The 12182-nt window shown below is 64.5% G+C and carries 13 protein-coding genes; 11 read left to right on the forward strand and 2 right to left on the reverse strand.

Features of this window, described 5'->3' with window-relative positions:
• Positions 1 to 483: His/Gly/Thr/Pro-type tRNA ligase C-terminal domain-containing protein (locus VMA74_RS12625; protein WP_325367453.1), on the forward strand; the 483-nt coding region annotated here is incomplete at its 5' end.
• Between the two features lie 109 nt (positions 484 to 592).
• Positions 593 to 2485 carry an HAL/PAL/TAL family ammonia-lyase gene (locus tag VMA74_RS12630; protein ID WP_325367455.1) on the forward strand — a complete coding sequence of 631 codons (1893 nt, stop codon included), beginning with the start codon at positions 593 to 595 and terminating at the stop codon, positions 2483 to 2485.
• A 153-nt stretch (positions 2486 to 2638) separates the two neighbouring features.
• Here the strand turns inward: VMA74_RS12630 and VMA74_RS12635 are convergent, their stop codons facing one another.
• A complete protein-coding gene (locus VMA74_RS12635; RefSeq protein ID WP_325367457.1) occupies positions 2639 to 3271 on the reverse strand; it encodes a DUF998 domain-containing protein in 633 nt (210 codons plus the stop codon).
• Positions 3272 to 3411: 140 nt separating this feature from the next.
• Between VMA74_RS12635 and VMA74_RS12640 the strand changes: the two genes are divergently transcribed.
• From VMA74_RS12640 to hisIE, 9 genes are all read left to right on the forward strand, one after another.
• Positions 3412 to 3747 (forward strand): YerC/YecD family TrpR-related protein, encoded by a 336-nt coding sequence (locus VMA74_RS12640; RefSeq protein WP_324942845.1) that lies wholly within the window; start codon positions 3412 to 3414, stop codon positions 3745 to 3747.
• Complete coding sequence (gene hisG / locus VMA74_RS12645; protein WP_325367459.1) at positions 3744 to 4637, forward strand: ATP phosphoribosyltransferase; 894 nt, start codon at positions 3744 to 3746, stop codon at positions 4635 to 4637. Before VMA74_RS12640 ends, hisG begins: the two co-directional genes overlap by 4 nt.
• A 9-nt stretch (positions 4638 to 4646) precedes the next feature.
• The gene (hisD, locus tag VMA74_RS12650) at positions 4647 to 5954 is read left to right on the forward strand and encodes a histidinol dehydrogenase (protein WP_325367461.1); all 1308 of its coding nucleotides are present in this window, start codon (positions 4647 to 4649) and stop codon (positions 5952 to 5954) included.
• A complete protein-coding gene (gene hisC / locus VMA74_RS12655) occupies positions 5951 to 7042 on the forward strand; it encodes a histidinol-phosphate transaminase (RefSeq protein WP_325367463.1) in 1092 nt (363 codons plus the stop codon). Before hisD ends, hisC begins: the two co-directional genes overlap by 4 nt.
• An 8-nt stretch (positions 7043 to 7050) precedes the next feature.
• Positions 7051 to 8115 (forward strand): bifunctional histidinol-phosphatase/imidazoleglycerol-phosphate dehydratase HisB, encoded by a 1065-nt coding sequence (gene hisB / locus VMA74_RS12660; RefSeq protein WP_325367465.1) that lies wholly within the window; start codon positions 7051 to 7053, stop codon positions 8113 to 8115.
• On the forward strand, positions 8115 to 8705 hold the full coding sequence (hisH, locus tag VMA74_RS12665; RefSeq protein ID WP_325367467.1) for an imidazole glycerol phosphate synthase subunit HisH: 591 nt from the start codon (positions 8115 to 8117) through the stop codon (positions 8703 to 8705). The genes hisB and hisH overlap by 1 nt, the downstream gene beginning before the upstream one ends.
• A 397-nt stretch (positions 8706 to 9102) precedes the next feature.
• Positions 9103 to 9831, forward strand: coding sequence for a 1-(5-phosphoribosyl)-5-[(5-phosphoribosylamino)methylideneamino]imidazole-4-carboxamide isomerase (gene hisA / locus VMA74_RS12670; RefSeq protein ID WP_325367469.1), 729 nt, complete (start codon positions 9103 to 9105; stop codon positions 9829 to 9831).
• Positions 9832 to 9987: 156 nt separating this feature from the next.
• Complete coding sequence (hisF, locus tag VMA74_RS12675; protein ID WP_325367471.1) at positions 9988 to 10794, forward strand: imidazole glycerol phosphate synthase subunit HisF; 807 nt, start codon at positions 9988 to 9990, stop codon at positions 10792 to 10794.
• Positions 10787 to 11419: a bifunctional phosphoribosyl-AMP cyclohydrolase/phosphoribosyl-ATP diphosphatase HisIE gene (hisIE, locus tag VMA74_RS12680; protein WP_325367473.1), complete on the forward strand. Its 633-nt coding sequence runs from the start codon at positions 10787 to 10789 to the stop codon at positions 11417 to 11419. Before hisF ends, hisIE begins: the two co-directional genes overlap by 8 nt.
• Before the next feature lie 60 nt (positions 11420 to 11479).
• Here the strand turns inward: hisIE and VMA74_RS12685 are convergent.
• Positions 11480 to 12182: C13 family peptidase (locus VMA74_RS12685; protein ID WP_325367475.1), on the reverse strand; the 703-nt coding region annotated here is incomplete at its 5' end.

Below are 12182 nucleotides of genomic sequence, written 5' to 3' on the forward strand. Positions count from 1 at the left end.
TACGAGACCACGCTCAACGACCACCCGCAGATCGGCTCGATCTGTTCCGGCGGCCGCTACGAGAACCTGGCCGGCCAGTACACCAAGTCGCACTTGCCGGGCGTGGGCATTTCCATCGGGCTGACGCGCCTTTACTGGCAGTTGCGCGAGGCCGGGCTCATCAACACGGCGCGCAGCACGGTGGACGTGCTGGTGACGCAGATGGATGCCACGCAACTGCCCGCGTACCTGGCGCTGGCGAACGAGTTGCGCACGGCCGGCATCGCCACCGAGGTGGTGCTGGAGGGCGGCAAGCTCGGCAAGCAGTTCAAGTATGCCGATCGCGCCGGTATCCGCTTCGTGATCGTGCTGGGCGAGGATGAGCTGGCCAAGGGCGTGGTGACGGTGAAGGATTTGCGGCGCGAAGATCAATTCGAAGTGGCGCGCACCGAGCTGGTGAAGACGCTGCGGGTGGAGCTGGAACAGGCGGCGGTGATGGGCTGAGGCTTCACGCGCCTCGGCTTCTCCTTTCGCCTCCGTCCCGATGCTGGGATGGCCATCCCAGCCTACGCAACTGCGCGAGTAACTCATTCGACAACATGTTGGAGCCCTTGTGAACCAAACCATCCTTCTCGACGGCAACAGCCTCAGCCGCCAGCAACTCGTTGCCGTGGCGCGCCATGGTTATGGCGTGCGGCTCGACGCCGGACAACTGGTGCGCGTAAAACGCACGGCGGATTTTCTATCGGAGAAGGTGAGCTGCGGCGAGCCGATCTACGGTGTCACGACCGGCTTCGGCAGCAATGCGGATAAGTTGCTGGGTGCCTATCGTTTGCGCGACGAGTTGCCGGGCGGCAATCCGCACAAGCCCGAAGGCACGCTGCTGGAGGAGTTGCAGCACAACCTCATCACCACCCATGCGGTGTGCGTGGGCAAGCCGTTCTCGGCCGAGGTGGTGCGTGCCTTGCTGGTGATCCGCATCAACACGCTGATGCGCGGCCACTCCGGCATCCGCGTCGAGACGCTGGAAGCGTTGACCGAACTGCTCAACCGCGACGTGATTCCGGTGGTGCCGGAGAAAGGTTCCGTGGGCGCCAGTGGCGACCTGGCGCCGCTGTCGCATCTGGCCATCGTGCTGCTGGGCGGCGGTGAAGCGTTCTACCAGGGCGAGCGTTTGCCGGGCGCCGAGGCGCTGCAGCGTGCCGGCCTGAAACCGATCCGCCTTTCCTTCAAGGAAGGCCTGGCGCTCAACAACGGCACGGCGCAGATGCTGGCTACCGCCGCACTGGCGCTGGATGCGCTGGAATACCTGCTCAACGTGGCCGATCTGGCCGCGTCGATGACGCTGGATGCCTTTGCCGGTCGCAGTGGCGCCTTGCGCCCGGAAGTGCATGCATTGCGTCCGCATCCGGGGCAGGTGCAGGCGGCCGAGCACGTGCGCGGCCTGCTCACCGGTTCCACCCTGGTCGACATTCCGTATCACCTGGTGCCGCGCTTCCGCCCTTGGAGCGCCGAGGCGTGGAGCACGCCGGAAGACCAGGCCTTGAGCTTCGACATCGGCTGGGATTGGGTGCCGGCCAACCAGCGTCACGGCCGCGAGGCGTTCTACAGCCGTTTCCTGCCGTTCAAGGGCGGCAAGAAGCATCAGCCGCAGGATGCGTATTGCCTGCGCTGCATGCCGCAGGTGCACGGTGCGGTGCGCGATGCCTGGGCCCAGGCTTGCCGCGTCATCGATATCGAATTGAACGCGGTCACCGACAATCCGCTGATCTTCCCCGACAACACCGAAGCCCAGCACATCGAAGAGCAGGTGATTTCAGCGGGCCACTTCCACGGCATGCCGCTGGCGCTGGCGATGAGCTACGTGAAGGCGGCGATTCCGGTGCTGGCCTCGATCTCCGAGCGGCGCCTCAACAAGCTGGTCGATCCGGCCACCAACGACGGCTTGCCGGCCTTCCTCACCGGCAATGAAGATGGCACCGATTCGGGTTTCATGATCGTGCAGTACACCGCGGCGGCGCTGGTAAACGATCTGGCGACGCGTGCGCATCCGGCCAGCGTGTATTCGGTGCCGACCAGCGCGAATGCCGAAGATCACGTTTCCATGGGCGCCAATGAAGCGCGTCACGTGCTGGAAATGACCGAAGACCTCAGCCACGTGCTGGCGCTGGAGCTGTATACCGCGGCGCAGGCGCTGGATTACCGCCAGGAAATGCTCAACGCGGCGCGGCGCCTTGCCGCCCGCGGCGATTGGCAGGCGCTGGCTTCCAAGGTCATCAACGCGCCGCGCGAAGAACACGCGCACTACGCGCAGTTCGTCGAGGAAGTGAAGCGGCTGACCGCGCAGTTGGCCGAGGTAGGCGAATTCCACGCCGGCGAAGCCGTGCGCAAGGCGTACGAAACCTTGCGCGAAAAGATCGGCTTCATGCACCGCGATCGTGCGATGGACGGCGATGTGCGCACGGTGTGCGAGCTGGTGCAGAAGCGGGCGTTTGCAAACGCTTAAAGGGCAGCCCGTTACGCGTCTAATAGCGTGACAAGCCGGTGCAACTTGATACTCGCCGCGATGCGTTCCCTCCCCTGCGGAGTAGGGGAGGGAACCGTTTGTCGCGATGATCCAGATGCCCACTTCGCTTGAATGCAATTTATAGAAGTGCCCTTAAAGACTTGCGTAGCGGGAGCGGGCTGCGCGCAGCATTTGGCGTGCAGCCCACGCTAGCCACAGCAGAATCAGCACGATCAGCAGCTTCTGCATCAAGCCATGCGGAAGCGTGCGCATGAAGGTCTGCAGCCAGAGCACGCCCGTAGCCAGCCATGCGAGTGATAGGCCCAGGTAGCGGCCTGCATGCAACCGCGGATCACGGCGCCAGCGGCTGGAAAGCAACAGCATGCCGAAACTCAGCATCAGAAAGGTCGCCTGCGCGCACAGGCCGTGAACCAGGCCGGCCACGCTCTCGTGCGGCGTGCCTTTGAACAGTTCGGTAGCCGCCACGATCGGTAGCAACACGCCCGATGCGGCGAACAGCACCAGCGCCAGGCCACTGCGCTGCGACCGGTGGGTGGCGCGATAGGCGCCCGCGGCGAAGAAGATCAGCGCAACGCCCATCAGGTAATACGTCATGCGCACATACGCGCCGCCTGGGCCGGTGAGATAGATGCTGAGCGGAACGTCGATGGGGTTCAGATCGGTGCGCCAGAACTGCGCGGCGCCGCATACGGCAGCGAATGCGATGACTGCGATGGTCATCATGTAGGCAGCGGGGCGTATGGCGGGGGAAGTGCCGTAATTCATAACGTCTCCTTGTCGAGGCAGGGCCGCATGATACAGGTGCCGGATCAAGGCAGGCCGGGATCGTCATCCGGGCCATGAGCTTGCATCGGCCGGAAGGGATCACTACAATGCGCTCCACTGTATTAACGCGTTAGTACATTATGAAGCGCCGATCGATCGACCCCGAAACCCCCGAAGAATCCGCCAGGCTGAGCCTGTGCCGCGCCTTGCTGTCGCTGAAGAACGCGGAAGAAATGAACGCCTTCCTCAACGACCTGTGCACGCCGGCCGAGTTGGAGGTGCTGGTGGATCGCTGGCGGGTGGTGCCGTACTTGCTGGAAGGCGTGTCCTACCGCGAGATCCATGAACGCACCGCGGTGAGCATCACCACCATCGGGCGCGTGGCGCGCTATCTCAACCAGGGCAGTGGTGGTTATCTCGCCGCGGCGGCGCGTGCGACGCGCGCCCGTGCGGCGGCAAAAAGGGCGCGCGCATGAAACCACGGGATCGTTTGCGCATCGCCATGCAGAAGTCCGGCCGCCTGACCGAGCCGGCGCTGGACCTGCTCAATCGCTGCGGCCTCACGTTCCGCCAGAGCCGCGACAAGCTGTTCTGTTTTGGCGAAGGCGAGCCGGTGGATCTTCTGCTGGTGCGCGACGACGACATTCCCGGGCTGATCGCACAAGGCGTGTGCGATCTGGGCATCGTCGGACGCAACGTGCTCAGCGAGTTCAAGGGCACTGCCGGCGATGGTGCCGCCACGCTCACTGAATGGCGTTCGCTGGGCTTTGGCCGTTGCCGGCTTTCCATTGCCGTGCCGCAGGACGTGGACTACGCGGGGCCGAGTGATCTTGCCGGCTTGCGCATCGCCACCTCGTATCCGGGCCTGCTTGGCGGCTGGCTACGGGAACAAGGTGTGGACGCCAGCATCATTACGCTGGCCGGTTCGGTGGAAATCGCGCCCAAGCTGGGCACCGCCGATGTGATCTGCGATCTGGTGCAAAGCGGTGGCACCCTGGTCGCCAACCAATTGCGCGAAACGGACGTGCTGCTGCAAAGCGAAGCGGTATTGGCCGGCCCCGAGGTGCTGCCCATCGATGAGCGCGGCGACATGATCGAACTCCTGCTCAAGCGCCTGGATGGCGTGATCCAGGTGCGCGAATCGCGCCTGCTGCTGCTGCAGACCTCGCGCCATACGCTCGAAGCGGTCACCCGCTTGTTGCCCGGCGGCCCGCAACCGACCTTGCTGCCGGTGGCAGGCCAGCCCGATCAGCTGATGTTGCAGGCCTTGTGCGCCGGCGAGGTGAGCTGGCGCCAATTGGAAGAAATCAAGAAGGCCGGTGCGCGCGAGATGTTCGTGCTGCCGGTCGAGAAGATGCTTGCTTAAGAGCCCGACATGAAGCGAATCGACTGGAACACCTTGAGCGAGGCCGAGCGTAACGACGCCTTGGCGCGGCCCACCCAATCACGCGCGGAAGAGCTCCGCCATGGCGTGGAACGCATCGTCGCCGAGGTGCGCGCCAAGGGCGATGTGGCGCTGCGCGAGCTTTCGGCGCGTTACGACCGCTGCACGCTGGATGTCATCGAGGTGGGCGAAGCGGAATTCGCCGCCGCCGAGGCCAAGCTGGCGCCGGAACTGAAAGCCGCCATCCGTGAAGCCGCCGAGCGTATCGAAACTTTTCACCGCGCCACCGCGCCGCAACCGGTCGGCGTGAATACCGCCGTTGGCGTGCGCGTCGAGCGCATTCTTCGTCCCATCAGTCGTGTGGGCCTGTATGTGCCGGCCGGCAGTGCGCCGTTGCCTTCCACCGCGCTGATGCTGGGCGTACCTGCGCGCATTGCGGGTTGCCGCGAAGTGGTGCTGTGCTCTCCTGCACGCGCCGACGGTACCTGCGATGAAGCCGTCTTGTTCGCGGCGCGTACGGTAGGTGTGCATCGCGTGTTCAAGCTTGGTGGTGCGCAGGCGATTGCCGCGATGGCGTATGGCACGCACAGCGTGCCACGTTGCGACAAACTGTTCGGCCCCGGCAATGCCTGGGTTACGGAGGCGAAGCTGCAGGTGTCGTCCGACCCGAACGGCGCCGCCATCGACATGCCCGCCGGGCCGTCCGAGGTACTGGTGATTGCCGACGCGCAGGCCAATCCGGTGTTCGTGGCGGCCGACCTGCTGTCGCAAGCCGAGCACGGGCCGGATTCGCAGGTGGTGCTGGTCAGTCCATCCGCCGCCCTGCTGGACAAGGTGGCGACGGAAGTGGATCGCCAATGCGCGCAATTGCCGCGCGGCGCGATTGCAGAAAAGGCTTTGGAGCAGAGTCGCCTGATTGAAGTGCAATCTCTCGCACAGGCCGTCGAAGTCAGCAATCGCTATGCGCCGGAGCATCTGATTTTGCAGGTGAGTGGCGCGCGTGAGCTGGTGGCCAGCGTCGAAAGCGCCGGCTCCGTTTTCGTGGGGGCGTGGACGCCCGAATCCGTCGGCGATTACTGCAGCGGCAGCAACCACGTGTTGCCCACCTATGGCTATGCACGCAGCTACAGTGGCGTGTCGGTGGCCAGTTACCTCAAGCAGATCACCGTGCAGGAACTCGATCCCAACGGCTTGCGCGCGATCGGTCCGTGCACGGCCACGCTGGCGGCGGCCGAGCAGCTGGAAGCGCATCGGCGCGCCGTTACGCTGCGCCTGGCGACGTTGGGGGCGCGCGTATGAGCGTGCTGGATCTCGCGCGGCCGGAGCTTCGCACGCTGCAGCCGTATTCCTCGGCGCGCATGGAAGCGAGCGGCGGCCAAATCATGCTCAATGCCAATGAATCGGCGTGGGAGCCGACGGGCGAGGCCGGCGCCGGCTGCAACCGTTATCCCGATCCGCAGCCGCAACCTTTGTTGCAGGCGTTGGCGAACCTCTATGGCGTGCAAGCCGAGCAATTGTTCGTGGGACGCGGCAGCGACGAAGCGATCGATCTGCTGGTGCGCGCGTTTTGCCGTGCCGGCCAGGATGCCATCGTGATCCAGCCGCCGACCTTCGGCATGTATGCGGTCTGCGCGCGCATTCAAAATGCGGCGGTGATCGAAGCGCCGCTGGCGGAGGATTTCAGCCTGGATATTCCGGCCTTGCTGGCGGCGGTCACGCCGGCGGTGAAGCTGGTGTTTCTGTGCACGCCGAACAACCCCAGCGGCAGGTCGATATCGTGTGCGGACATCGAGCAGGTGGCGCAGGCCTTGGCCGACAAGGCGTTGCTGGTGGTGGACGAGGCGTATATCGAATTTTCCGACCAGCCCAGCGCGATCGGCTTGATCGCGCGTTACGAACACATCGCCGTGTTGCGCACCTTGTCCAAGGCATGGGCGCTGGCCGGTGCGCGCATCGGCAGCCTGGTGGCCAACTCGGAAGTGATCGCGCTGATCCGGCGGATCATGCCGCCGTACCCGCTGCCATTGCCGTGCGTGGCGGCAGCGTTGGCCGCGCTGTCGCTGCCGGGACAGGCGGCGGCGCGTGCGCATATTGCGATCGTGCGCGAGCAACGCGCCTTCATGCGCCGCTCGCTGGTCGCCTTGCCTGGCGTGCGGGCGGTGCTGCCTTCGGATGCCAATTTCCTTGCCGTGCGCTTCGACGACGCGGCGGCGGTATATCAGCGCCTGCTGCAAGCCGGCATCGTGGTGCGCGATGTACGGCGCTATCCCAAGCTGCAGGATGCATTGCGCATCACCATCGGCACCCCGGACGAAAATGCCAAGGTGTTGGCCATCCTGGAGCACATGACAGCGGATGATCGGCGTGCTGCCGATGGATCGGTATAGGTAACGATATGAGCCGCAAGATTCTTTTTGTTGACCGCGATGGCTGCCTGATCGAGGAGCCGGCCGACGAGCAGATCGACAGCTACGAAAAGCTCGCCCTGCTGCCCGGCGTGATCGCCGCCCTGCAGCGCCTGGTGGCGGCCGGTTACGAACTGGTGATGGTGACCAACCAGGACGGCCTGGGTACCGACAGTTTTCCGCAAGCGCATTTCGATGGCCCGCACGAGCTTTTGATGCGCATTCTCGCCTCGCAAGGCGTGCGCTTTCGCGAAGTGCTGATCGATCGCAGTTTTCCGCACGAAGGTCTGGACACGCGCAAGCCGGGCATCGGCATGATGTGCGATTACCTGGCGGACGATGGCTGGACGCGGGCCGAGTCGGCGATGGTGGGCGATCGCGAAACGGATCTGCTGTTTGCCGCCAACATGGGCGTGCGCGGCTTCCGCGTCGGGCCCAACGGCATCAGCTGGGAGGCGGTGGCGCATCAGCTGCTCGACCGGCCGCGCATGGCGGAGGTGGTGCGCAACACCAAGGAAACGCGCATCAAGGTGCGCGTGGACCTGGATGCGCAGTCCGAGCCGGTCGCCCATACGGGCCTGGGCTTTTTCGATCACATGCTGGAACAGATCGGCAAGCACGGCGGTTTTGCGCTCCAGCTGCAATGCGATGGCGATACCACGGTGGACGAGCACCACACCATCGAGGATTGCGCGCTCGCCCTCGGGCTGGCCTTGCGACAGGCCTTGGGCGACAAGCGCGGCATCGGCCGTTACGGCTTTACGCTGCCGATGGACGAGTCGCTGGCCAGCGCCGCGCTGGATCTTTCCGGACGCCCGTACTTCGTGTTCGAAGGCCAGTTTCCGCGCGAGCGCGTGGGCGACGTGCCGACCGAACTGGTGCCGCACTTCTTCCGTTCGCTGTGCGACACGCTGGGGGCCAACCTGCACCTGCGCGTGCAGGGCGACAACGCGCATCACATGGTGGAAGCGTGTTTCAAGGTGACCGCGCGCGCCTTGCGCCAGGCGATCCGCCGCGAAGGCGATGAATTGCCGAGCACGAAGGGAACCTTGTGATGAGCGTGGTCCTGGTCGATGCCGGCGGCACCAATATCGGTTCGGTGCGCTACGCCTTGCAGCGGCTGGGCGTGGATGCCGCGTTGACGGCGGATGCCGAAAGCATCCGCGCAGCGGACAAGGTGATCCTGCCTGGCGTGGGTGCGGCGCAGCCCGGCATGGCGCGCCTGCGCGAACTGGGCCTGGTGGAGGTGATCCGATCGCTGACCCAGCCGGTACTGGGCGTGTGCCTGGGCATGCAACTGCTGTGCGAGCACTCCGAGGAAAGCGATACCCCGTGCCTGGGCGTGATTCCCGCCGCCGTGCGCAAATTCCAGGAAACACCGGAACTGTGCGTGCCGCACATGGGCTGGAATCGCCTTTCGCGGGTGGCCGACCACCCCTTGCTGAAAGATCTGCAAGAGGGCGACTGGGCCTACTTCGTGCACAGCTATGCGGTGCCGCTGGGTGACTACAGTTTGGCGAGCAGCGATTACGGCGGCGGGTTCTCCGCGGTGATCGCGCGCGGGAATTTTCATGGGATGCAGTTTCATCCGGAACGCTCCGCGCAGGTGGGGGCGAAGCTGTTGAAGAATTTTCTGGAACTTTAATGTCCCTAACGACCGTCATTCCCGCGAAAGCGGGAATCCATCTCAAGAATAATGGCACTCACTTAAGCGTCATTGCTCCATGGCTTGCCGGGATGTGCCCCCTCCCCTGCGATAGTAGGGGAGGGCTGGGGTGGGGTTGCTTGTCCTTTAGCGTGCAGCCGGATGTCGCCATGGCTTCTGATAACAAGAAGCCATGTGGCAACGTCAGGCTCTTGCCGCTCGCTGCGCTCGCACCCCACCCCAACCCTCCCCTACTTCGCAGGGGAGGGTGCACATCACTACAAGCGTCGGGATACACGCTTAAGTTAGTGCCATTAATCTTTCGCGGGAATGACGGCCGGATGGGATGGAGAATGTATGCACCACGCCAGCACATCAGAAATAAGAGCTGAAGAGAATGAACGTTGAGGTCATCCCAGCCATCGATCTGCGCAACGGCCAAGTGGTCCGCCTGCGGCAGGGCGATTACGCGCAGGAAACGCAATACACATATGCGCCAAGCGAGTTGGCGATGCGTTATGCACACGCCGGCGCACGCTGGCTGCACGTGGTGGACCTGGACGGTGCACGTGGCGGCAACCTCGCCAACCTTTCGACTATCGAAGCGCTCGCCAAGGCGGGCATGCAGGTGCAGGCCGGTGGCGGCGTGCGCGCGGAGGAAGACGTACAGCGGCTGTTCGATGCCGGGGTAAGCCGCGTGGTGGTAGGCAGCGTGGCGATCCGCGAGCCGGAGCGCGTGGCGCAGTGGTTGGACAAGCATGGCGCGGCGCGTTTCACCATTGCGCTGGACACGCGCCGCCGCGAAAACCGCTGGACCTTGCCCAGCGCCGGCTGGACGGAAGACGAAGCGCGCACGCTGGACGAACTGGCACCGTGGTACGCCGCACGCGGTGCACATCATCTGCTGTGCACGGATATCGAGCGCGACGGCATGCTGGCCGGCTTCAACCTGGAACTTTACCGTCACCTGGCGCAGGTGGTGCCGCAACTGGCGGTGCAGGCTTCCGGCGGCGTGCGTTCGCTGGACGACATCCGCGCGGCCCGCGAGGCCGGCGCGCGCGGCGTGATTCTTGGGCGCGCCTTACTGGAAGGGCGCTTTACGCTGGAGGACGCCCTGGCATGCTAAGAGTCTGTTTACGATCCCTGCGCAGCCCGCGCTCGGCCCAAAGGGTTGCGTCGGAGCGGTCGCCATGCGATGGCGCGCGGCTTGACCAGACGGCCAGTCTGGCGCTGCGCCACGCACCACCGCCTGACGACCGCTCAGACGCAACAGGGACTACGCATGGATCGTAAACAGACTCTAAGCCGCCGCATCATTCCCTGCCTGGACGTGCGCGACGGCAAGGTCGTCAAGGGTGTACGGTTTCGCGATCACGTGGTGATGGGCGAGATCGTCGAGCTGGCGCTGCGCTACCGCGACGAGGGCGCCGACGAGCTGGTGTTCTACGACATCACCGCCAGCCCGGAAGGGCGCCGCGTGGATCGCGGCTGGGTGGAACGCGTGGCGCGCGTGATCGATATTCCCTTTTGCGTGGCGGGCGGTATCCGCTCGGTGACGGATGCGCGCGAGGTTTTGCATGCCGGTGCGGACAAGGTGTCGATCAACTCGCCGGCCCTGGAGCGTCCTGAACTGATCGACGAGTTGGCCGCCGCGTTCGGCGTGCAGTGCGTGGTGGTGGGCATCGATTCGATGCGCGATACGGATGGCGAGTGGCGCGTGCGCCAGTACACCGGCGATCCGTCCAAGACGCGTTCGTTGGCGCGGCGCACGCTGGACTGGATGGTGGAGGCGCAGCGCCGCGGCGCGGGTGAGATCGTGCTCAATTGCATGGATACCGACGGCGTGCGCCAGGGCTACGACCTGCTGCAGCTGACCGCCGCGCGAAGCCTGTGCACGGTGCCGCTGATTGCCTCCGGCGGCGCCGGGGATCCGCAGCATTTTCGCGATGTTTTCACGCAGGCTCGTGTTGATGGTGCTTTGGCGGCCAGCGTTTTCCACAGCGGCGCCATCGCCATTCCTGCGCTCAAGCGTTACCTGCAGCAGGAAGGCATCGTTATTCGCTTGCAAGAGACAGCCGGCCATGCATGACCTCACCAGCAATTTCGATTCACTTGATCTGGAACAGATCGACTGGAAGAAGGCGGACGGCCTGGTACCCGCCATCGTCCAGCATTGGCTGACCGGCGAGGTGCTGATGCTCGGCTACATGGACCAGAAAGCGCTGGCGCTCACGCAGACCAGCAGCAAGGTGACGTTCTACAGCCGCAGCAAGCAGCGTCTGTGGACCAAGGGCGAAAGCTCGGGACATGTCCTGCATTTGAAGTCGATCCGCGTGGATTGCGATGGCGACACCTTGCTGGTGCTGGCCGATCCGCATGGCCCCACCTGCCATCTTGGTACCCGCAGTTGCTTCGGCAATGAAGTACGGCCGCCGCTGGGTTTTCTGGCGCAGTTGGATGCGCTGGTGGAAAGCCGCAAAAGGGAATTGCCGGAAGGCAGTTACACCACGAAATTGTTCGACGGCGGCACGCGGCGGATTGCGCAGAAGGTGGGCGAGGAAGGCGTGGAAACGGCGCTGGCCGCCGTGGCGCAGGGCGATGAGGAATTGCTAGGCGAAGCCGCCGACCTGGTGTTTCATCTCACCGTCTTGCTGCGCGCGCGCGGCTTCGGGCTCGCCGATGTGGCGCAGGTGTTGGTGGAGCGGCACGGCTAGGTCGTTGGTGGTGAGCGCATGCGAACCCCAACGGCGGGATGCGCATGGCAACGTTGGGGTTCACCGTGAACCTGCAGCCGCCGTCGCATTCCCCGTTGAGGGCGGCGGCGGCACGAACGGCACCGACGGCCCCGGTGTCACTTCCTTGCGCCACGCAGCCAGTTGCTGCGCGATCCCCGCGCCGACATCGATCTGCGGTTCGGATGGCGTGAGCTTGTCCTGTTGCTCCCAGCCGGAAATATCGCGCTTGGCAAGCTGGAAGGCGTCGACGAAGTTGTCGGTCTTGTTCAGCGCATCCACCAGCCAGGCTTTGCCGAAGTAGGTGATGTCCGAATCGCTGCCGCAGCCGAACGAGCTGCGATCGGTGCGTGCTGCGGTCAGCACCAGCGTGCCCGGGCCGCGCAGGTCGGGCACGAAACCGCCGGAGTAGCAGGCGTTCACCACCACCACTTTCCATTTGAACGGGCGCTTTTTCAGAATGCCGGCCAGGTCGGGCGCGCCAATTTGGTCCAGTGGCAACGGGTCCATGTCGACCAGCAGGTTATGGTCTTCATCCCCATGCGAGGTCATGTACAGCACCAGGATGTCCTGCTCCGGGTTCATTACGGCGGCGAGCTGGTCGAGGGTGGTTTCGAGGTTGCTCCAACTGGCCAGCGGATGCGTTTGCAAGGTGGTGGGGTTGTTTTCCAGCACCAGTGCGTGTGCGGTCGCGCCGAAGCGATGGGTAAACAGCTGCGCCGCGTATTCGGCTTCATTGCGGAAC

Source organism: Dyella sp., assembly GCF_035508675.1.
Lineage (GTDB): Bacteria > Pseudomonadota > Gammaproteobacteria > Xanthomonadales > Rhodanobacteraceae > Dyella_B.

Excerpts from the sequence above, each read along its gene's own strand:
- VMA74_RS12635 (WP_325367457.1), bottom strand. The coding sequence starts at position 3,271 with ATGAATTACGGCACTTCCCCCGCCATACGCCCCGCTGCCTACATGATG.
- VMA74_RS12640 (WP_324942845.1), top strand. The coding sequence starts at position 3,412 with ATGAAGCGCCGATCGATCGACCCCGAAACCCCCGAAGAATCCGCCAGG.
- hisG (WP_325367459.1), top strand. The coding sequence starts at position 3,744 with ATGAAACCACGGGATCGTTTGCGCATCGCCATGCAGAAGTCCGGCCGC.
- hisD (WP_325367461.1), top strand. The coding sequence starts at position 4,647 with ATGAAGCGAATCGACTGGAACACCTTGAGCGAGGCCGAGCGTAACGAC.
- hisC (WP_325367463.1), top strand. The coding sequence starts at position 5,951 with ATGAGCGTGCTGGATCTCGCGCGGCCGGAGCTTCGCACGCTGCAGCCG.
- hisB (WP_325367465.1), top strand. The coding sequence starts at position 7,051 with ATGAGCCGCAAGATTCTTTTTGTTGACCGCGATGGCTGCCTGATCGAG.
- hisH (WP_325367467.1), top strand. The coding sequence starts at position 8,115 with ATGAGCGTGGTCCTGGTCGATGCCGGCGGCACCAATATCGGTTCGGTG.
- hisA (WP_325367469.1), top strand. The coding sequence starts at position 9,103 with ATGAACGTTGAGGTCATCCCAGCCATCGATCTGCGCAACGGCCAAGTG.
- hisF (WP_325367471.1), top strand. The coding sequence starts at position 9,988 with ATGGATCGTAAACAGACTCTAAGCCGCCGCATCATTCCCTGCCTGGAC.
- hisIE (WP_325367473.1), top strand. The coding sequence starts at position 10,787 with ATGCATGACCTCACCAGCAATTTCGATTCACTTGATCTGGAACAGATC.